Genomic DNA, 19,637 nt, shown 5'->3' with positions numbered 1-19,637 from the left:
CCTGAATTTGGAGTGGAAAGAATCCAGCTCTAGGCAGATAGCATTGCTATCTAAGCTAATAGAATTAGGCAGTAGAAAAAAGAGGCGTTAAGCGTTGTTTGGCTTGACGCAAAGCTGTTGGCCACCAAACTTTTTCTCTAGCCTCGACATTATAGCTATTCCTACTCAACTCCAAGAATGGCTAAGCTCAAGACTCTTTATTTCTGCCAAAACTGCGGTGCCCAGTCCGCCAAATGGATAGGCCGCTGCCCAAGCTGCGGCGAGTGGAACACCTACGTCGAAGAAGTTATTCAGAAAGACGAACCCACGGCCGCCACGGCCTGGAAGGCATCTACCGCCGTGGGCACCACCAAAGCGGCTCGGCCCCGCGTCATCAGCGAGATTCATTTTGAGGAAGAGGCCCGCTTCAATACCAACGATGGCGAGCTGAACCGGGTATTAGGCGGTGGCCTTGTACCCGGCTCCTTGGTTCTCATTGGCGGAGAGCCCGGCATCGGAAAAAGCACACTCATGTTGCAGATTGCCATGAGTCTGCGCCACATGAAGGTGCTTTACATTTCGGGCGAGGAGAGCGAGCAGCAAATCAAGATGCGCGCTGAACGCTTAGGCGAGCAGCATCCCAATTGCTACATCCTCACCGAAACCAATACCCAGCACATCTTCAAGCAGATAGATGCGCTCCAGCCTAACGTCGTCATCGTCGATTCTATCCAGACGCTGCATTCCGGCCTGGTAGAAGCTGGCGCGGGTTCCGTGAGCCAGGTGCGCGAGTGTACCACCGAGCTGCTCAAGTACGCCAAAGAAACCGGCGTGCCGGTGCTGCTCATCGGCCACATCACCAAAGATGGCTCCATCGCTGGTCCTAAGATTCTGGAACACATGGTCGATACGGTATTGCAGTTTGAGGGTGACCGTCATTTGAGCTACCGCATCCTGCGCACTACCAAAAACCGCTTCGGCAGCACTTCTGAATTGGGCATCTACGAGATGCAGGGCACTGGGCTGCGGCAAGTCAGCAATCCTTCCGAAATTTTGCTTTCCCAGCGTACCGAAAGTCTAAGTGGTATGGCCATTGGGGCCACGCTCGAAGGCAACCGGCCGCTGCTCGTGGAAGTTCAGGCCCTCGTGACGCCGGCCACCTACGGCACGCCCCAGCGCAGCTCCACCGGCTTCGATGCCAAACGCCTCAACATGTTGCTGGCGGTTCTCGAAAAACGGAGCGGCCTGCGCCTCGGTCAGCACGATGTGTTCCTTAATATCGCCGGCGGCCTGCGCTTAGACGACCCAGCCCTCGACCTTTCCGTGTGCGCGGCCGTTGTCAGCTCGCTCAACGATGTGCCCATTCGAGGCGAGGTTTGCCTGGCAGCGGAAGTGGGCTTGAGCGGTGAAATCCGGGCAGTAAGCCGGCTCGATCAGCGCCTCTCGGAAGCAGAGAAGCTCGGCTTTGCCGAGATGTACATATCGCAGTTCAATGCTCGCGGCTTAGACCTTTCGCGTTACGGAATTCGGGTGCAGCCAGTAGGGCGACTCGATGAAGTATTAGAAGGTTTATTTGGATAAATATTCTAAATAGCTCAAGCTTGCGCCGCTACGAAAAAAAGAAGACCTTTGGATGGGATTAACACTAAGCAATAGCCGTATCTTCGGCTAAGAAATTGACTTTTACCGCGAAATGTGTGATAAGGTGGTTTTGATGGCCTGTCATATGCTTGCGGAAAGATTTTGAGGCTATCCGTCTGAAATACTTGCCCTGATGCCGTACTCTATTCGCTTTCTTTCCGGGTGGTTGCTGACCGCTAGTCTTACAGCCTTATCTCTTAGCGCTCAGGCTCAGGCCACCGTGACGCTCACCGGTAAAGTAAGCGGTAAAGCCAACGACACCATTGCCGTAGCCGTGCGCGAGAACCCCCTCGACGCCAAAGAGAACATCACCTATGCTCGCCTCGACGGCAAAGGCGAGTTTAGAATGGCCCTTAAGCTAGACAGCCCCGCCCGGGCCGACCTAGTATACGGCGACGACGTGGTGGATCTGTTCTTGGAGCCCGGTGACGCTTTGGACATCCGTTTCCGAAGCGGCAACATGCCCGGCACAGTGCGCTACAAAGGCAAGGGTGCCGAAGCCAACGCCTACTTGTCGGATCTGGACGAGCATTTCATTGAAAACGATGGTTTTCAAGTGCTGCCCGACAACATTATGTTGTATGAGCCCGGCTACCTGTCGTTCCTGGATTATCGGCGCAAGGAGGAAAAGAAGTTTCTGGCTCACGCCATCGAAGACAACAAGTTCAGCGAAGCCTTCAAACGCTACGCCCAAGCGGAAATCGACTACAGCTACGCCAACGACCGACTGACCTTCCAAGATCTGCGCGAGCAAGTGGTCGCCACCGAAGGCCGCCTCAAAATGTCGGACTCCTACTACGATTTCATCAAGGATAAGGCGCTGATCAATAATGAGAAGGCGGTGCAGAGCGAGATGTACCAGGAGTTCCTGCTCAACTACGTGCACCACATAGCTACTACCAGTGGCAAGCCCCGCACCGACCCAGAGTTCTACCAGGTTTGCTACGAGACAGCGAAAAAGCAACTCAGCGATGCCGTGCGGCTCATCATTATGGGACGCGTGCTACAGGAGTCGTTCCGGTTTGGCCACGTGAAGAAGTCGGCCGCCATGCTCGCCGACTATCGCACCCTGGATACCAAAAACCGGTATGTGCCAGTGTTGCAGCAAGATTTCGAAACGCATAAAGCATTTGCCATCGGCTCGCCCGCGCCAGACTTCCGACTGGTTTCGTCTAATGGCGACACGGTAACGTTGCAGAGCTTCCGGGGCAAGTTGGTTTATATCAACTTCTGGCGCACTACCAGCGGCCTGAGCCTACGTGACTTGCCGTACGCCGCCGATCTGGCCAAGAAATTTGAGGGAAAGAATATTGTCTTCGTCAATATTGCTCTCGATGAAAATGAAGGTGCTTGGAAACAGCTGGTAGTGAGTAAAAAGCTGCCAGGCGTGCACGTACGAGCCACGGGCGGCATGCGGGCACCCATCATTCGCTCCTACGCTCTACAAGATGTACCCGCCTATTTCCTGTTGGCCGAAGATGGTACTTTCCTCAATACCAAGCCCAAGCGCCTGAGTAGCCGTGCCGCCGTAGACGAAATCAAGGAATCCTTCGGCAAGGCTAGCACCTACAGCAGCAATGTCCCCACCAATACAAGCAAGTAGCTGCAATCTTTCTTACGGAAAAGACAAGGGCCTCTCGGTAATTCGAGAGGCCCTTGTCTTTTCGCAGGAGGCAAATTATCAAGCCCTTAATGCACGACGCTTAGCCGCTGCACTTTGCTGCCAGCAGCGGAATGCGCCTGCACTAGATATATACCACTAACCAACTCGGCCGTGGATATGAGAAGCTTATGAGGGCCAGCGGTGAGCAGACGAGACGGTAAGGCTTGCACCAAGCGGCCCTGCAAGTCGCGCACTTCGATGCGCATCACTTGGGCGCTTTCCAGATTTAATGCGAGTTCAGCGCTGCCGATAGTAGGGTTAGGGAAAAGACCGAAGCTAAACTTCGTGGCTAGTGGTGTGGTGGTAGGTAAGACGGTGCCGTTGGGCAAGCGGCGGAAGCGACGAAAGAACTCCCAAAACTCGTCGGTGGCGGAGGCGTGCCACTGGTGGGAGTTGCCCACTACGTTCATCACCACCACTTCGGCGTTGGCTGCGCAGGCTGGGTACCGCTCCCGCACAATATCGTCGCCGTTGCGTTGCAGATTATCGACTACTGGAGTTGTTTGGCACTGGTTGAAGCGCGACCAGAAGTACGGTACTGCCGGGTCGGTGATGGCGCGGTCGGTGAGGCTGCTTTCGCGGGTGCCGCGGTAGAACATAATGGGAATCTTCTGACTGGGCACGCAATTGATGCTAGCTTCGGCCGAAGGCGGCGAGGTGCCGGGAATGGGGCTACCATTGCAGCCGCCGTGGTCACAGAGCCCGTCGTTGCCGTATTTCCAGGAGCCGGACAGCGGGCCAAGCGCAGCGAAGCGCTGGGTGAAGTCGCAGCCCAGGCGGTAAGTCATCCAGGCGCCATTGGAGAAGCCCGACAGGTAGAGGCGAGTGGTATCGACGGCATACTGCCGAATGACTTGGTTGAGTACGGCGTTTAGAAAACCAACGTCGTCGACGTTGGAGCCGGTACTAGGTTCGTAAGCATTCCACGACAAGCTGGTACTGCTGCCGATCTGGCTGGTACCGTTGGGATAGACGCTAATAAAGCCTTCGGTATTGCCTTTCACTTGCCATTTAGCTGATGCCGCGTGGTTGGTGGCATTACTCAGGCCCGGGTGCAGCGCCAGCACCACCGGAATTTTCACGCTAGGAGAATAGCTACTAGGTGTGTACACAAGATAAGTGCGAGTACGGCCCTGCCACTGCATCGTGACGGTGGTCTGCGCCAAAGTAAGACTAGGCAGACCGAAGACTGACAGAAAAAAGAAGAATAGACGAGGGAAAACCATAAGCTGAAAAAAGAGTGTGCCCACCGTAGACTCTCTCAAGCTCAACTGGTTTAACTGTCTCGAAAGCAGGTTCCGCGAGTGAAGAAAAGGGTTGGTCGTTAAGTCTGGTATTCTGCTTAGAATAAGCTGCACCTTGCGTTAGAAAGTTTGGGGGAAGCTATTCCTACTCGCTGAAAAGAAGCCTGCCGAAAAGGAGTACTGCAACAATCCAGCGGTATGGCTATTGCCGTACTTACCAAAAGGTTAGCATAGCCAGAACAACCTATATAGGTATTAGTACAGGTTTTAGCTCCACACGAACTGAACATAAAGGCAAAGCTGGACTCATGCAATATCTTTATGTATTTCTAAGCCGCTCCTCTACCTCGCACACCTGTTTCAACTCATTTACCATCTAGTTTTCCTGCATGACAAACACCTACTTTTCAGTAGTTCTTTCATCCTTACTTCTAAGTAGCCTCAACGGGCTCGCGCAAACTGATGGTAGCGTATCCGGGGTGGTAAGAACTGACGCCGGCGACCCTTTGGTAGGGGCAACAGTGTTTCTAAAAGGCACTTACGTAGGTGCTACTACCAACAGCGAAGGACAGTTTGTGCTCGCGGTAGACCCCTCAAAAACCCCAGTGGTACTTGTTGTTTCTTATCAAGGGTTTGAAAACCAGGAAGCAACGTTAGAAGGGAGCGAGAACAACCTTAACTTTATCTTAGCCCCGGCCCTCACGCCTATCAATCAACGAGTTGTGGCCGTGTCGCGCGTAGAGGAAAGCTTGCTGCAAGCTCCCGTAACGGTGGAAAAAATAACCACCGAGCAGATACAGCGCCTTTCTACTCCAGATCTGTTGCAAGGGCTCAGCCAGTTTAAGGGCATCGATGTGAATTCGGCGGGGGCACTGACCAGCAGCATTAGCACCCGCGGCTTCAACTCGCCCACCTCGGAGCGCCTGATCCAGCTTACCGACTATTTCGACACGCAGTCGCCGAGCTTGAGTACCAACATTGGTAATTTGGGCGGGCTGCCGGAGATAGATGTGGAAAGCATAGAAGTGCTCCAGGGGCCAGCGTCGGCTCTCTACGGCGCCAACGCCTTCAACGGCGTGCTGCTACTCAACTCCAAAGACGCTTTCACCCAGCAAGGCCTGAGCATACGGCTACGCGGTGGGCAGCGCAACCTGTTTGATGGACAGCTGCGCTATGCGCAAAAACTTACTGACCGGGCAGCTTTCAAAATAGTGGGCAGCTATGTGCGGGTACGGGAGTTCCTGCCGAACAACGTAGAGCCTACAAGTGCCTTCATCAACCCGGTGAATAACCCAGCAGACTCTCCGCTGGGCTACGAAGCCGTGAACCGCTACGGCGCGGTGTTCAACACCTACACTCCGTTCCAGAACCGGCCGGGCTTTATGGTGAATCCGGAGTTGTACAGCACTACGGTGTACATGCCTGGCTTCTCGGAAGAAGCGCTGATTGGCAACGACGACCAGGCGCATTCCTACCGGATTCAGCCGTCCTTATCGTACTTGGTCAGCAACAGCATAAAGGCTACGGTATCGGCCAGCATAACGCAAAGCACTACAAGCTACCAAAGCTCCAGCCGCTACCGGCTGCGCGATTTCGGTCTCAACCAATACCGTGGTGAACTTAAAGGGGCGAATTGGTTTGTGCGGGCGTCTTCAACCAAGGATTCGGGCGGGAAATCGTACAACCTGAACTTTCTCGGAACATTCATGCAAAACTCGCCCGTCGCGGATGGCAGCCAGCTAAGCTACCGGAATCTGTACGCGGGCGTGTACAACCAAGTCTATACCGAAGCGCGTAACAATGGTGCGCCGCCTGCGGCAGCTTTAGCCGCGGCCAAGGCCGCTGCCGATGCTACGCAGCTTACGCCCGGCGACCCGCGCTTCCAGGAATTGCGCAACCAAATTATCAACGATGCCACGCCGGGCCGTGGCGCGCGCCTCAACCCTAGTTCGATTTTGAACGATGTGAACGGGCAATATAACTTCCGGTTTGGGCAAAACACCGATCTGGTGGCTGGGGCGGCATACCGCGAGTTCCGCCTGGGCTCGAACGGCAACCTGTTCTCGGACCGCGACGACCGCCTGCGCAACTACGAGTACGGTACCTACGCCGAACTGGTGCAGCGGCTGCTGAACGAGCGCCTGAAGCTGGCCGTAGCCGGCCGGGTAGACGACTTCCGCAACTTTGATCCGGCCTTCTCGCCCCGCGCCTCCGCCGTGTATTCAGCCGGCGACAAGAAGCAACACAACTTCCGCGCCTCCTACGGCCGCGCGTTCCGCTCGCCCACGCAGTCGGACCAGTACATTCAGCTGGATTTGAGCAACGTATTGCTGCTGGGTAATGCCGGTAATGGGTTTGAAGGATTCTCCGCATCGTTTGGTGGACCAAATGGCGCTCCGGTGCTGCTGCCCTATAAAGCGCAGCCCCTAGACCTAGAGCGCGTAAGTACCTACGAAGTGGGTTATAAGGGCGCCATTCAGAACAAGTTGTTCGTGGACCTGACCTATTTCCGCAGCTACTACAACAACTTCATTGGGGCGCGCCGCTTCATTGGCAACGTCGATGGCTCGCAACCGAGCGAAGCGGAGCTGAATGCTGGCCTGGCGCGCCAGTTCCAAGATGCCAGCCTGCGTACGCGCATCATTCAAGTACAAACCAACGCCGAACAGGAAGTACGTACTCAAGGCGCAACCGTTAGCCTGTCGTACGCGGTGGCCCGCCCTCTTAATCTGACGGGCAACTATTCGCTCAACCTCCTGGACCGCGACAATCTGCCCGAGGGTTTCCAGACCTTCTACAACACGCCTAAGCACAAGATTAACGTTGGTGCCAACGGGACTTTTTTGCGCAAATGGACCTACGCCGCAAACTACCGCTGGGCTCAAGGACACTTCTACGAAACTCCGTTTGCCGCTGGTCAACTGTCTGATTACAGCGCACTTGACGCTAATGTGGGCTACACCATCACCAAATTTGGCGCTACCGTACAAGCTGGCGGCTCCAATTTGTTGAACTCGAATAACACGCAAGTGTATGGTGGCCCCAACATCAGCCGGATTGCCTACGTAGGGCTGTTGGTCGACATCAGATAGACGAGCTGAGAGCGACGTGAAGCAAGTTCCCATTCGGTCTTACCAGTGAGCTGCCCTTGGGTGCTGGCCTGGTGAGGGCGGCATCAGAAGAACCATCATGAGTAAGTTTAAGGCATGTATTGTATTGCTGTTGTTGCTGTTAGCTCATCTGAGCCAGGGTCAGTCGTTGTCCTTGGGGCAGCTGCTGGCCCTCAGCGCATCGTCAGGGGGGAAGGACGCGCCGGAAGTGGTGCAGAACCTACCCGCCGATAAGTGGACGTACCGGGGATTTTGGCAAAACACCAGCGAGGTGTATTGGACGTTTATGGACGAAGACGAAACCACGGACCCAGCGGCGGAGTCTTTGGCTTACTTGGGTCTGCGCCCCAATCAAGCCTTCACCGATGTAGTGTACAAAACCGTTACGCCCTCGGCGGTAGGAGCCTTGCGCGGTGAACTGCGCCGGCGCAAACTGGTGCCCGGAGTCGTGAACTGCATTGAGTGCGAAGGGGTCCGCTATTCTACTCCCGAGTTTCAAGTGAGCATTTACAGCAAAAAGAAGGGCGATTATCCGTTTGTAGTGGTAGTGCGCCGCTTGCTGCCCGCGCCGTCTAAAAGCGGCCTCGAAGCCAAAGTATCTTCGAAAGGAGAAGCCTCGATGGGCAAGGTTTCGCCCTAAACGCGTACCGAACAGCTCAGTTGACTTTATAAACAGCGCCGATCCAGAACAGGGTCGGCGCTGTTTGTTTGAGGGAAGCGGCGCGTTGGTTCGCGCGTCATTCCCGACCTTTACCCATCTCATGGCCTCTCTGCTAACTGACTCGCTCAACTTCTTATCGAAAGCCACGCCGCGCCGAGTTTGGAACGGGGCGCAGGTGGTGGGCGGCTACGCGCTGAGCAAGCTGACTGGGAAAGCCCGGCATTGGGGCCTGCCGGTGGCGCTGTCTTTCGAGCCGACGACGAGCTGCAACCTGCGCTGCCCGGAGTGCCCCAGCGGCCTGCGCTCCTTCACGCGGCCCACCGGCATGCTGCCCGACGACCTATTTCGGAAGACCATAGATGAGGTAGCGTCGCGGCTGTGGTACCTGATTTTCTACTTCCAGGGGGAGCCGTATCTGCACCCTAACTTCCTGGATTTGGTGAAGTATGCCGCCGACAAAGGTATCTACACGGCCACCAGCACCAACGCCCACTACCTCAACGACCACAACGCCCGGCGCACTGTGGAAAGTGGGCTAGACCGGCTCATCATTTCGCTCGATGGCACCACCCAGGAAGTGTACCAGCAGTACCGCGTAGGCGGCAAGCTCGACAAAGTACTGGAGGGTACCCGCAACCTGATTCGGTGGCGCGAGGAACTGAAGTCGCAGACGCCGCGGGTGGTGTTTCAGTTTCTGGTGGTGCGGCCCAACGAGCACCAGTTGGAAGAAGCCAAGCAGCTAGCCAAAGAGCTGGGGGTGGATGATGTGTGGTTCAAAACGGCCCAGATCTACGACTACCACAACGGCTCCCCGCTCATCCCCACCATCGACTACTACTCACGCTACGAGAACACCGGCAACGGCACCTGGCAGATCAAGAATCGGTTGCTCAACCATTGCTGGAAGATGTGGCACAGCTGCGTTATCACCTGGGATGGCCTGGTGGTGCCCTGCTGCTTCGACAAAGACGCCGAATACCGCCTCGGCGACCTGCAAACCCAGACGTTCCGGCAGCTCTGGCACGGCCAAAAGTACCAGCAGTTCCGGGCGTCTCTGCTCAAGGGTCGCGACCAAATAGAAATGTGCCGCAACTGCACCCAAGGCACCAAAGTGTGGGGCTGATAGCCACGCGCCAATGCTGAAGGTAGCAGCGGAGCCAAGGGTAAGTAAGGCGCTGTTGGTGCTACCAAGCTGGCTCGCTGCTCGTATGTAGACCCTATGTTTGGACTAACCGACTTTCAACGAGCCTTCAACTTACTCTCGCAGAAGCTGGCGCGCTGGATGCAGCAGTTCATTCTGCTGCTGCCCAACCTGCTCATTGCGGTGGTTATTCTGACCGCCACGTTTTTCGCGGCGCGGCTGGTTCGTAAGCTCATCGACCGGTTTCTGCCCCGCGTATCGCACAGCGCCACGCTCAACAATCTGGTGTCCACCATTGCCTATGTGGCGGTGCTGCTGCTAGGCACTTTTTTCGTACTGGAAGTACTCAGCCTCGAAAAAACCGTGACCTCGCTGCTGGCGGGCGTCGGGATAATTGGGCTGGCCCTGGGTTTCGCGTTTCAGGACATTGCGGCCAACTTCATCAGCGGCATCATCATCGCCATTCAGCGGCCTTTCACCGTCGGAGACGTTATTCAGACCGACAGCTATTTCGGCACCATCGAGGCTATCAATCTGCGCACCCTCGATCTGCGGCAGGTGACCGGCGAGCTGGTGCGGGTGCCCAACCGCAAGGTGTTCGAAAACGCTATCATCAACTTTACGGTCAGCACGCAGCGCCGGGTTGATCTGGACTGCGGCGTGGCCTACGATTCCGACTTGGACCAAGTACGTAACGTGGTGCTCGAGGCCATGCGGGACTTCCCCCATATCGTTCCCGACCGTCCGGTGGAGGTGATGTTCACCGGCTTCGGCGACAGCGCCATCACTTTCTCCCTCCGTTTCTGGATTGCCTACCACCGGCAAGTAGATTACGTGGGCGCCAAAAGCGAATCCATCATGCGCATCAAGCGCGCCTTCGATCAAGTTGGCATCGTAATTCCCTTCCCAATTCGCACGCTGGATATTCCAGCCGGCACCCTCGAACGGCTTACAGCCGGAGCAGGGGCAGCCGGCGACACCCCACACTCCCGCGGGCAATAGCTACGCTTACTCCGTCCACGGATACAGGTCTGGGGGCGTGTGCTCGTCGGGCTGGGTGTGCAGCGGGTGCAAGGCTTGAGTCTGGTCCATGAACAGGAAGGCGTCGTAACGTTCGGGCACGATGGAAGGCACGTAGTTGCCGAACCGCTCGAACTCGGGCCGGTATACCACCCCGATGGCTCGGTGGCCGATGGGTTGCTGCAAGACCGGCTGCTCCCGTAACTCAGCAGAGAGAAGCAGCGCGTTTTCGCCGTTTAGCTGCTGATGAAGCTGGTGTTCCCAAGAGCCGCGGGTGGCGGGCGGCACGGTCATTTTTTCGGGTGTGGCGCCCCATTTCTTGCCCGCAATAACGGAGCCCTGGTACGAGCCGAAACCTGCTGCAAACACGTTTTCGCGGCCGTAGGCTTCGCGCGCGAGCTGGCCCACGTTCACCATGTCTTCGCGGCGCATGTCGGTGTAGCGCGCGTCGCCGATGTGGGTGTTGTGCTCCCAGATGATGGCCTTGCTCTCGGGGCCGTGCAGGTCGAGCAGACGAGTGAGGGTGTCCATCATGTGATGGTCGCGCACGTTCCAGGAGGCGGAGCCGCCGCGCAGCATGGCGCGGTAGTAACGCTCGGCATTCACGGTCACCAGCGCGTTTTGCTCGGCGTTGAACTGCTGCTCCCGCGCCGGCAGTCCGTCGGGGTGCTGGTTGGCCACCTGCCGGCGCAAGGCCAGGAGCATGTCGTTCACTTCGTCCTGGCAATCATCGGAGACGAAGGCAATGGCCTGGGCGTATTCCTGCGGGTCGTCGCCGTAGGGCTCGAAGCAGCGGAAGGCTTTCTGCGCCGCCTGCACAGCTCCATCGCCTTGCTTTTCCACGTAGCGCAAAATCTCCTGCAACGAGTTCCAAAGGCTGTACACGTCCAGGCCGTAGAAACCCACGCGCTGCTCCGCGGGCCGCTGACGGTTGTGGCGGTGCAGCCAATCGACTAGCGCCGCTACTTCCCAATTGCCCCACATCCAGGTGGGCCAGCGGCTGAAGGTGCTCAACAGGCGCGCCGCACTGCCGTAGGTAACCTCGTCTTTCTTGATGGCGGCATTCACCTCGAAGCAGTCGGGCCAGTCGCCTTCCACCGCAATAAACTGGAAGCCTTTCTCCTGAATGAGCCGGCGGGAGAGAGCCGAACGCCAGGTGTAGTATTCGGACGTGCCGTGCGAGGCTTCGCCCAGCAGCACGATACGCGCGTCGCCGATGGCTTGCAGCAGTGGGTCGAGGTCGGAGGAGGATTGTAGCGGGTGGGTGGGCAAGTTGATTTTCATAGTTGAGATAGAGCGGGGCGGAAACACAAAAGTGCGCCCCGAGCTGATCGGGGCGCACTCCAAGGCGTGAGAGAGGTAGCCTACTTGTGGTTTTTGCTGAGGTTTTTGCCGAGGTCTTCTACTTGCTTGAGGAATTCGAGGGCGTCAGAATCGCCGTAGGTGCCGTAGGCCGAGGAGATGGTGCCGCGCACGCCGTCGGTGGTTTCGAGAGCGTAGAGGATGGACATGTCGTCGGGGTTGCTTTCACCCTCGAAGCGGTAAAAGTCCACAATGGTTACTTCGTTGGGGCCGTAGCTTTTGTTCCGGTCGTTCCCGATGGTATGCAAGCGGCCGTCCGTAACGCGGAAGTCCTCGGTGAAGCCGTCCTTGGACAGCTTGCGTTCCACATTGACCAGGGAGCGTTCTTCTTCTTTGTCTTGCATGATAGTAGGGTTCGGTTGGAAAGACAGACGGATTAAAGACGCGTTAAAACAACGCCCCCGTGCCGGCTATACGCAGCCAACACGGGGGCGGGTTGCCCAAAGTTGAGAAAGCCAACCTCAGCTATTTGGTCTCGTTGCGGACAGCGGCCAACTCAATCGTACGCTGGAGCCGGTCCACGTCGATGGCAGAGCAGGCGCCACCGCAGCCTTTCGCGCAGCCGGCCTGAGTTTTGTCGAAGAAAGCCCGCCAGAATAGCCGCCCGACGTAGAACGCCGCGCCCACGAACAGCAGGATGATGATGAGAGTCTGTAGCCACATAACAGGCACAAAACTACGGCAATGGCAGAAAAGTTTGGCGGCCGACGCCCTTTGAGAGTTCGACTCAGAAAGGTTGGTTCAGCTGAACTACTGCCAGAAGTCCCGAATGAGGCTCTGCATTTCCTGGTGTACGTGGCCGTTGCTGGCTACCACCTCGCGCCCGAACAGCGGGTCGCCATCTTCCAGAAACTGCGTGATGTGGCCGCCGGCTTCTTTCACTAGCAGCAGCCCAGCCGCCACGTCGTAGGAGTTGAGGTTGAACTCGAAGTAGCCCTCGAAGCGGCCAGCCGCCACGTACGCCAAGTCCACGGCAGCGGAGCCGAGGCGGCGCACGCCGTGCGTGCCCCGCATGAACGAGGCCAGCACCTGCAGATAATTGTCCATCGACTCAAACGTGGAGTACGGAAAGCCGGTGGCAATGAGGGAGCCGTTGAGCACAGTGATGTCGGACACGCGGATGGACTTTTCGTTGCAGAAGGCGCCGGCTCCTTTCGCGGCCCGGAAACACTCGTCGCGCACCACTTCGTACACCACGCCCGCCACTAGTTCCGCGCCCTGAATGAGGCCCACGCTAACCGAGTACACCGGCAAGCCATGCACGAAATTGGTGGTGCCATCAAGCGGGTCGATAATCCAGTTGAACTCCTCGGCCCGCTCCGCGCCTTCGGTACCTTCTTCCGTAATGAAGCCGGCCTGGGGCAGTATGTTGCGCAGCCCATCTACGAGCAGCTTCTCCGTTTCCTTGTCCACGTACGATACGAGGTCGTGGACGCCCTTGCTTTCGACTTGGCTGCGGTTGAAGGTAGCGGCCTCCTGACGGATGAACTGCCCGGCTTGGCGGCATACTTCGGCGAGTTCGAGGCTGAGTTGAGTGAAGTCCTGCGGCATGGAGTAGAGGCGGCTTGCTGCCGCCCATGAAGGATGAAGAAAACGTAGTTCACGCGGAGCCATTCGGGCTATTAACCCACGGCGGCGCGGTTACAGTCAGAAGATTAGGCTGTTTATACGGGGCCAGATGGCTGCGGGCGGCTTCTGCCACGCGTCACTCCTCGCGCTACCGTCAGTATCAGCAGTAACACGGCCAGCACCTGCGCCGTGGGGCCGATTAGCTCGCCGTGGCGCACGTAGAAAGTTAGCTCCTCGTTGAGGTACACGGTGTAGCGGCGCGCGTATTGCTGCCACCAGCCGGTGCGCGTCCGGATGTTGCCTTTCTGGTCGATGAAGCCCGAGATGCCGGTGTTGGCGGAGCGGGCAATGTCGCGGCGGGTTTCGATGGCGCGGAGCGTAGCGTACTGCAAATGCTGCTTGTAGCCGGGCGAGTCGCTCCACCACCCATCGTTGGTAATAATGCCGATGAGCGTAGCGCCGTTGCGGATGTATTCGCCCACGAAGTCGCCGTACACCGACTCGTAGCAGATAACCGGCGCCACCCGCAGCGCCGAATCGGGGCCGGCCATGCGAAATACGGTGCGGGTTTCCTGGCTGCCGTAAGAACCCACCGTGCCGCCCAGGTCGATGTTGTTGACGAGTTTCGCCAGCGCCACCGGCACTTTTTCCACGCCCGGCACCAGCCGCGACTTATGGTAAAACGTGATTTTACCGGTCGGCCCCGGAAAATGCGCGGCCGTATTGAACACGTCGTAGTAGCCCAGGTCGTCGCGGAAGCGGGCGGTGGGGGTGGCGGCTCCCTCCGATGGGTAGCTCACGATTGTCGTTATGCCCGTAATCAGTTCCAAGCCAGGGTGCTGAGACAGGAAGCCCCGTATGCGCTGGGCTTTGAGGCTGGTATCGAACGACTGTTCCCAGGCTGTTTCCTCCAACGCCGTTTCCGGCCACATCACGAGGCGCGTCTGGGGCGTGAGCTGCCGCTCCGTGAGGGTGATGAGGCGGCTCAGCTGCTCGTCGTGCGGAATAAAGTGGGCCGTACCCGGAAACTTCTCCTCGAACGGGTCCACGTTGGGCTGCACCACCACCACCTCCGCCGTTTTTCCCTTCTCCTGGTAGTTCTCCCCAATAAAATACGACAGGCCGATAGGAAACAACAAGGCAATGAAGAGTGAGGACTGAGGAATGAGAGATGGAGAAGTGCGAATTGGAACAGAATAGCCCGAAGTCGAACCATTCTTCATTCTTAATCCTTCATTCCTCATTACTTTAAACGCTAGAATATTCACGAGCCACATCCAGGCGGAGCCGCCCAGGAAGCCGGTGTACTCGTACCATTGCACCCAGGCGTTGGCTTGGGCGAAACCGTTGCCAAGGGTGAGCCAGGGCCAGGTCAGGTCCCAATGCAGATGCAGATGCTCGAAGGCAATCCAGTAGATGGGCAGGGATATGTAGCCGAGCGTGGGGCCGGCGAGGCGCTTGGTGTGGTAGAAGGCCATAGTAGGCAGGCACATCAGCAGCGCGTTCAGGACCACCGCCGTAATGCCGCCGCCCAGTGTGCTGTAGCTCACCCACCACGTGGTGAAGGCGTTCCAGAGCAGCAGCAGCAGATAGGTGTAGCGAAATACTTTCCAGCCGCTGGCGCCGTGCTGCGTGAGCAGCTGCTCCATGCGCAGATACGGCACCCAGCCCACCAGCAGCGCCAGCGCAAAAGCCGCCGGATGCACCGGCCAGCCCAACCACAGCAGCCCGGCGCTCAGCAACGCCAGTAGCGCCGGTTGCCAGCCCGGTAGGGTAGCAGGAGTGAGGGACGCCGGGGCGGCCGTCGGAGAAACAGGTTTAGTCAGCACGACGCTCTTCTTTTTGACCTTGAACTACTAGCACAATCTCACCTTTGATGGACGGGCGCGCCGCGAAATTGGCGGCCAGCTCCGCCAGCGGGGCCGTTACGGTTTCCTCGAACAGCTTGGTCAGCTCCCGGCTCACGGACGCTGGGCGGTCGGGGCCCAGCACTTCGGCCAGTTGCTCCAGCGTCTTCACAATCCGGTGCGGCGACTCGTAGAAAATCATGGTGCGGTGCTCCTGAGCCAACTCCCGCAGGCGGGTCTGGCGGCCTTTCTTCACCGGCAGAAACCCCTCAAACGTGAACCGCTCCGCCCCAAACCCCGATTTCAGCAGCGCCGGCACCAGAGCCGTGGCACCGGGCAGGCACTCCACCTTCAAGCCGTTGGCGAGGCACTCCCGCACCAACAAAAAGCCCGGGTCCGAAATTCCAGGCGTACCCGCATCCGACACCAGGGCCATACGCTCCCCTTTTTGCAGCCGCTCCAGCAGCCGGGCCACGGTTTGGTGCTCGTTGTGGAGATGGTAGCTGAGCATGGGCTTTTTCAACCCCAGATGCTGGAGCAGGCGGCCACTGGTGCGGGTGTCTTCGGCCAGCACCGTATCCACCTCGCCTAGCACCCGAATGGCACGCAGCGTAATGTCTTCCAGGTTGCCGATGGGCGTGGGCACGAGGTAAAGCAGCGTCGGGGTGGTTTCTGACATGGGCGCAAAGGTAGTGTAGCCTAGGCTTTGGCCTGTGCCGGATCGCGCCCGCAGAAGCAAACGACTGCGAGCCGTAGCGCGAAGCTCCAGCTTCGCGCCTCGTTGCTGATGTTGAACGACGAACGTTGCTCTGGTGCGGAGACAATCGTTCAACGATACGCGAAGCTGGAGCTTCGCGCTACGGCCCAACTGGCGCGGAATAGGTTTCCACGCTGCGGGCTACAGTACCGTTGCGCCGTGTCGCGTGGCCAGCGCCTCAATTCGTTCGGCTAGTTTATGGTCGCGCTTGGTTACGGTGTTGCCGGCGTCGTGGGAGCGGAGGCGAAATTCCACCGTGTTGTACTCGTTGGCCCACCACGGATGATGGTCCTGCGCTTCGGCGGCTTCGGCAACATCAGTCATGAAGGCGAAGGCCGTTTTGAAGTCGGGGAAACGGTAGCGGCGGATGAGGGCATTGTCGTGTTCAGTCCACATAAGGGCGTTTTTTGTTGTTCGTCGTTCGTTTTTCGTCAGATGTTCAGCAGGTGGCTATCTGACCTGACGGCTTACACTGCGCATAAGGACCATCTGGTTTTTAGCCCGCAGAAGTCGCAGAAGCTGGCGCAGAAGACGCAGAAGCAGACGACGCCCAAGCACCAAGCACTAGCCACCAAGCACTAACACACTACGCACTTCCATCAACGCGAAGCCGAGTAGGTTGAGGCCGCGCCACTCGGCGGGGTTGGTGGCGCGGGGGCTATCCTGGGCCAGTCCGATGCCCCAGATGGTGTCTACGGGGCTGGCTTCGACGAGGACGCGGGAGCCGCTTTGCAGCAGGAAGTCGCGCATGGCTGGGTGCTGGCGGAACTTGGCTTCGTTGCCGCGCACCACGATGTCGAAACGCGCGGCGTTCCACTGCGCCTCATCGAAGTTTTTCACGCGGCGGCCGAGCTTCTTGGCCTCGTTGGGGTGAGCGGCTTGGAGGATGGCCGCGCGGGTGGCTTCGTCGTGGAAGAGGCGGGCCTTTTCGGCCATCATGTAGTGCTCGGCCGTGGCGTAGGTGTCGCCATCGAGGGTGAAAGCGGCCGGGTACCACTGACTGAAGCACTCCTTGCCCACGGGCTCGTTGGGCCGGACGGTATGGCCCCAGAACAGCAGATACTGCAGCGGCTCATCGGCCTGGACGTGTTGGAGCAGGGTTTCGACGGAGCGGATAGGCGGGAGCATAGCAGGGAAAGGAATTGAGGTGGATTGAAGAACGAGATGCGGCGGCTAACCTAAACCCAAATCCGCGAACCACAGTACACAGTACTAAGTAATCTTCCCACTCACCACCTTGTGTTCCTATGGCCATCGACCCCAAAGACCGTCCCGTACGTGTTATCAACGACGATACCACCAACGAAGAGTTTGAAGCCGGCCACATCGTGCCGGGCGCCGACCCACCCAAGAACGAAGAAGCCCGTGGCGGCTTCGGCGACCGGATGGGCGGGCCGCAAGGCTACGGCACCGATAGCTCCACGGGAATTACGGCCGTGTCCGTCAATGAAAATGCCGACAACAACAACCGCGTGGGCCAGGAGACTTTCCTCAGCAATGAAGAAGGCCGCCAAGACCGTCCCAACCAGGACATGCCCACCGACGAGGACCTGAACGACAACGACTTGGCCCCCCGCCGCCCTCTGGATGAGCTGGATGCCGACGATGAGCGTTCCGGCCCCGACGAAATGGAAGACCCCGAGTCCCGCGTGGGCATGGGCCAGATGGAACAGATTCAGCCCAACAACGACGCCCTCGCCCGCGAAGGCACCAACGCCGACCTCACCGACCCTAACGCCACCGACACGGCCATCGACCAATAGCCGATGCTGTTAGGAAGTAGCGCGAAGCTCCGGCTTCGCGCCTCGTTGAACGAGCAAGACCGCACCGTAGCAACGATTATTGTTCAACGATGCGCGAAGCGGGAGCTTCGCGCTACTCCCCCGCTACTGATTCAAGAGCTGACCTACCCGAAAACAAACCGAACTACCAACCTTAACTTTCCTTCGCCATGCCTTATAAGAGCAATAACACCAACCAGCAGTCCAAACGGCCCCACGGCAGCCCCTCACAAACGGAGCAACCCAAAGGAACCGGCGACCTTCCCGTAATTGTGCGGGACGAACAGACCGAAGAACGCCTAGAACAAGAGGCCACCGACGCCGGCTTGCGTCATCCCAACCGCAACCTCGACAAGCCGGAACTCGACAAACCACCGTACGCGTAAGTGACACAATCAATAGAAAAGCACCTTCTTACCTGAGAAGGTGCTTTTTTCATCGTTATCCATCGGCTAATCTTATTGCTCATTGCTATGGCCCGTTATGCTACCACCGACCTGCACGGCTGCCTGCACACGTTCCGGCACTTGCTCGAGGAAGAGCTGAAGCTACAGCCCACCGACGAGCTGTACGTGCTCGGCGACTACGTGAACAAGGGTCCCGACAGCCGCGGCCTGCTCGACTACTTGCTAGCGCTGCCCGCCCAAGGCTACCGCGTACACTGCCTGCGCGGCAACCACGACCAAGAACTGCTCGACGCGGCTCACGGACGAGGACACCTTACCTGGGCCTCAGCCACTGACCGTTTAGCGACTCTGCAAAACTTCGGCGTAGAGCGACCCGAAGACATACCCACGCGCTACTTACAGTGGCTCGACGAATTGCCGTACCAGCTCGATATTCCGGGTTTCACGCTAGTGCACGCGGGCTACAACTTCCGCCTGCCGCCGGACCGAATGCGTACCGATTGGCACGGCATGCTCAACATCAAGCAGTTTTCTTTCGATGCTTCCCGATTGGAGGGCCGGCGGTTGCTCCACGGCCACGTGCCCACGCCCACCGCCGAAGTGCAGCGCCAAGTACGGCTGCACAGTGGGGCAATCAGCTTAGATACGGGTTGCGTGTACCGCCACAACCCAGAGCTAGCGCACCTGGCTGCCCTCAACCTCGATTCGTTTGAGCTGACCCTAGTGCCCAATCGAGAGCCTGCGTATTACATAGCGCGCCGCTAACGCACTACCCGCTGCTCGGCAGCCTGAATATATTATTATAGCTGTCAGACTTCTTTCCCTTCACGCCATTGTGAAGAGAGAGCAGATCGTTGTTTAGGCTACTGTCGAGTATAACTTCAGCAATAAGATTCACTCCTATTTTTGCATCGATTGAATAACAGATACAAATAAAAAATCATTGATGATAAAAATAGTCATAAAAGAGAAAGCCGATTATACCTGAATATTAAGTTTTTTCAACCAGCGTGAGAGGCATTGTTGTCTTGACTAGCCTGTTGGGAAACAGTTGCTCATCGCAACCTGCGATGGTTGAAAAGGCGCATTACGGAATGATTAAGCAGGTTTTCAAGCATTGTTTAATCAACGTGTTAGGAATGGTAATGCAAATTTTATTCTGACTGGCTTGCCCTCATTTTATTTGCCTTTATATTTGACGAATCATATTGGGTGCAAGCTTACACAAGGCCTAATAATTAGATTTTTACAGGAGAAACGCACCATCTCTTTTCTGATTTCGTGGCTGAGTTGTGTGGTACACCAGTAGCGGCTGGTGGTGTGTGGGGCTCTCTTTTGAGAGCCAAGGGCCCTAAGTGGGGCCGATAGTTCTGTTTGCGCTTTTTAACCGTGCTTGTCTACCAATCATAAGGATGAAAACACCAGTACTTTTCAATCGAACAGCTTTTTCTGCGG

At 57.5% G+C, this 19,637-nt stretch carries 18 protein-coding genes; 9 read left to right on the top strand and 9 right to left on the bottom strand.

Annotated elements, in window-relative coordinates:
• Window positions 1–177: 177 nt before the first annotated feature.
• Both radA and ACYSMN_RS21370 read left to right on the top strand, forming a co-directional pair.
• Window positions 178–1,560, top strand: coding sequence for a DNA repair protein RadA (gene radA, locus ACYSMN_RS21375; RefSeq protein WP_488925952.1), 1,383 nt, complete (start codon window positions 178–180; stop codon window positions 1,558–1,560).
• 193 nt (window positions 1,561–1,753) lie between these two features.
• Entirely contained in the window at window positions 1,754–3,223 is a 1,470-nt protein-coding gene (locus ACYSMN_RS21370) for a TlpA family protein disulfide reductase (RefSeq protein ID WP_488925951.1), read from the top strand.
• Window positions 3,224–3,309: 86 nt separating this feature from the next.
• Here ACYSMN_RS21370 and ACYSMN_RS21365 read toward each other — a convergent pair whose 3' ends face one another.
• Window positions 3,310–4,449, bottom strand: a complete 1,140-nt coding sequence (locus tag ACYSMN_RS21365) for a PHB depolymerase family esterase (RefSeq protein ID WP_488925950.1) — start codon at window positions 4,447–4,449, stop codon at window positions 3,310–3,312.
• Between the two features lie 467 nt (window positions 4,450–4,916).
• Here ACYSMN_RS21365 and ACYSMN_RS21360 point away from each other — a divergent pair, with 467 nt between their 5' ends.
• The 4 genes from ACYSMN_RS21360 to ACYSMN_RS21345 all read left to right on the top strand — a co-directional run bounded on the left by ACYSMN_RS21360 (window position 4,917) and on the right by ACYSMN_RS21345 (window position 10,441).
• A complete protein-coding gene (locus ACYSMN_RS21360) occupies window positions 4,917–7,619 on the top strand; it encodes a TonB-dependent receptor (RefSeq protein WP_488925949.1) in 2,703 nt (900 codons plus the stop codon).
• 97 nt (window positions 7,620–7,716) lie between these two features.
• Window positions 7,717–8,277: a hypothetical protein gene (locus tag ACYSMN_RS21355; RefSeq protein ID WP_488925948.1), complete on the top strand. Its 561-nt coding sequence runs from the start codon at window positions 7,717–7,719 to the stop codon at window positions 8,275–8,277.
• 121 nt (window positions 8,278–8,398) lie between these two features.
• A complete protein-coding gene (locus ACYSMN_RS21350; protein ID WP_488925947.1) occupies window positions 8,399–9,421 on the top strand; it encodes an SPASM domain-containing protein in 1,023 nt (340 codons plus the stop codon).
• 96 nt (window positions 9,422–9,517) lie between these two features.
• Window positions 9,518–10,441, top strand: coding sequence for a mechanosensitive ion channel family protein (locus ACYSMN_RS21345; protein ID WP_488925946.1), 924 nt, complete (start codon window positions 9,518–9,520; stop codon window positions 10,439–10,441).
• Between the two features lie 6 nt (window positions 10,442–10,447).
• Here ACYSMN_RS21345 and ACYSMN_RS21340 read toward each other — a convergent pair whose 3' ends face one another.
• The 8 genes from ACYSMN_RS21340 to ybiA all read right to left on the bottom strand — a co-directional run bounded on the left by ACYSMN_RS21340 (window position 10,448) and on the right by ybiA (window position 17,122).
• Window positions 10,448–11,743: an erythromycin esterase family protein gene (locus tag ACYSMN_RS21340; RefSeq protein ID WP_488925945.1), complete on the bottom strand. Its 1,296-nt coding sequence runs from the start codon at window positions 11,741–11,743 to the stop codon at window positions 10,448–10,450.
• An 80-nt stretch (window positions 11,744–11,823) separates the two neighbouring features.
• Entirely contained in the window at window positions 11,824–12,165 is a 342-nt protein-coding gene (locus ACYSMN_RS21335; RefSeq protein WP_488925944.1) for a hypothetical protein, read from the bottom strand.
• Window positions 12,166–12,286: 121 nt separating this feature from the next.
• Window positions 12,287–12,484 (bottom strand): FeoB-associated Cys-rich membrane protein, encoded by a 198-nt coding sequence (locus ACYSMN_RS21330; protein ID WP_488925943.1) that lies wholly within the window; start codon window positions 12,482–12,484, stop codon window positions 12,287–12,289.
• 87 nt (window positions 12,485–12,571) lie between these two features.
• On the bottom strand, window positions 12,572–13,372 hold the full coding sequence (locus ACYSMN_RS21325) for an inositol monophosphatase family protein (protein WP_488925942.1): 801 nt from the start codon (window positions 13,370–13,372) through the stop codon (window positions 12,572–12,574).
• A gap of 113 nt (window positions 13,373–13,485) precedes the next feature.
• Window positions 13,486–15,219 (bottom strand): apolipoprotein N-acyltransferase, encoded by a 1,734-nt coding sequence (gene lnt, locus ACYSMN_RS21320; protein WP_488925941.1) that lies wholly within the window; start codon window positions 15,217–15,219, stop codon window positions 13,486–13,488.
• The gene (gene rsmI, locus ACYSMN_RS21315) at window positions 15,209–15,916 is read right to left on the bottom strand and encodes a 16S rRNA (cytidine(1402)-2'-O)-methyltransferase (protein ID WP_488925940.1); all 708 of its coding nucleotides are present in this window, start codon (window positions 15,914–15,916) and stop codon (window positions 15,209–15,211) included. Before rsmI ends, lnt begins: the two co-directional genes overlap by 11 nt.
• A gap of 219 nt (window positions 15,917–16,135) precedes the next feature.
• Window positions 16,136–16,429 carry a 4a-hydroxytetrahydrobiopterin dehydratase gene (locus ACYSMN_RS21310; protein ID WP_488925966.1) on the bottom strand — a complete coding sequence of 98 codons (294 nt, stop codon included), beginning with the start codon at window positions 16,427–16,429 and terminating at the stop codon, window positions 16,136–16,138.
• Between the two features lie 129 nt (window positions 16,430–16,558).
• Window positions 16,559–17,122 carry a riboflavin biosynthesis intermediates N-glycosidase gene (gene ybiA, locus ACYSMN_RS21305; protein ID WP_488925939.1) on the bottom strand — a complete coding sequence of 188 codons (564 nt, stop codon included), beginning with the start codon at window positions 17,120–17,122 and terminating at the stop codon, window positions 16,559–16,561.
• A gap of 119 nt (window positions 17,123–17,241) precedes the next feature.
• Between ybiA and ACYSMN_RS21300 the strand changes: the two genes are divergently transcribed.
• From ACYSMN_RS21300 to ACYSMN_RS21290, 3 genes are all read left to right on the top strand, one after another.
• Window positions 17,242–17,757 (top strand): hypothetical protein, encoded by a 516-nt coding sequence (locus tag ACYSMN_RS21300; RefSeq protein WP_488925938.1) that lies wholly within the window; start codon window positions 17,242–17,244, stop codon window positions 17,755–17,757.
• Between the two features lie 188 nt (window positions 17,758–17,945).
• A complete protein-coding gene (locus ACYSMN_RS21295; RefSeq protein ID WP_488925937.1) occupies window positions 17,946–18,161 on the top strand; it encodes a hypothetical protein in 216 nt (71 codons plus the stop codon).
• A gap of 87 nt (window positions 18,162–18,248) precedes the next feature.
• A complete protein-coding gene (locus ACYSMN_RS21290; protein ID WP_488925936.1) occupies window positions 18,249–18,947 on the top strand; it encodes a metallophosphoesterase family protein in 699 nt (232 codons plus the stop codon).
• The last annotated feature ends 690 nt before the right edge of the window (window positions 18,948–19,637 follow it).

The sequence above is a fragment of the Hymenobacter sp. M1-2 genome (assembly GCF_057808495.1).
This window is presented reverse-complemented; position numbering and strand designations above follow the sequence as displayed.

What these genes read in the sequence shown, in the direction of transcription:
- radA (WP_488925952.1), top strand. Translation starts at nt 178, where the DNA reads ATGGCTAAGCTCAAGACTCTTTATTTCTGCCAAAACTGCGGTGCCCAG.
- ACYSMN_RS21370 (WP_488925951.1), top strand. Translation starts at nt 1,754, where the DNA reads ATGCCGTACTCTATTCGCTTTCTTTCCGGGTGGTTGCTGACCGCTAGT.
- ACYSMN_RS21360 (WP_488925949.1), top strand. Translation starts at nt 4,917, where the DNA reads ATGACAAACACCTACTTTTCAGTAGTTCTTTCATCCTTACTTCTAAGT.
- ACYSMN_RS21355 (WP_488925948.1), top strand. Translation starts at nt 7,717, where the DNA reads ATGAGTAAGTTTAAGGCATGTATTGTATTGCTGTTGTTGCTGTTAGCT.
- ACYSMN_RS21350 (WP_488925947.1), top strand. Translation starts at nt 8,399, where the DNA reads ATGGCCTCTCTGCTAACTGACTCGCTCAACTTCTTATCGAAAGCCACG.
- ACYSMN_RS21345 (WP_488925946.1), top strand. Translation starts at nt 9,518, where the DNA reads ATGTTTGGACTAACCGACTTTCAACGAGCCTTCAACTTACTCTCGCAG.
- ACYSMN_RS21340 (WP_488925945.1), bottom strand. Translation starts at nt 11,743, where the DNA reads ATGAAAATCAACTTGCCCACCCACCCGCTACAATCCTCCTCCGACCTC.
- ACYSMN_RS21335 (WP_488925944.1), bottom strand. Translation starts at nt 12,165, where the DNA reads ATGCAAGACAAAGAAGAAGAACGCTCCCTGGTCAATGTGGAACGCAAG.
- ACYSMN_RS21330 (WP_488925943.1), bottom strand. Translation starts at nt 12,484, where the DNA reads ATGTGGCTACAGACTCTCATCATCATCCTGCTGTTCGTGGGCGCGGCG.
- ACYSMN_RS21325 (WP_488925942.1), bottom strand. Translation starts at nt 13,372, where the DNA reads ATGCCGCAGGACTTCACTCAACTCAGCCTCGAACTCGCCGAAGTATGC.
- rsmI (WP_488925940.1), bottom strand. Translation starts at nt 15,916, where the DNA reads ATGTCAGAAACCACCCCGACGCTGCTTTACCTCGTGCCCACGCCCATC.
- ybiA (WP_488925939.1), bottom strand. Translation starts at nt 17,122, where the DNA reads ATGCTCCCGCCTATCCGCTCCGTCGAAACCCTGCTCCAACACGTCCAG.
- ACYSMN_RS21300 (WP_488925938.1), top strand. Translation starts at nt 17,242, where the DNA reads ATGGCCATCGACCCCAAAGACCGTCCCGTACGTGTTATCAACGACGAT.
- ACYSMN_RS21295 (WP_488925937.1), top strand. Translation starts at nt 17,946, where the DNA reads ATGCCTTATAAGAGCAATAACACCAACCAGCAGTCCAAACGGCCCCAC.
- ACYSMN_RS21290 (WP_488925936.1), top strand. Translation starts at nt 18,249, where the DNA reads ATGGCCCGTTATGCTACCACCGACCTGCACGGCTGCCTGCACACGTTC.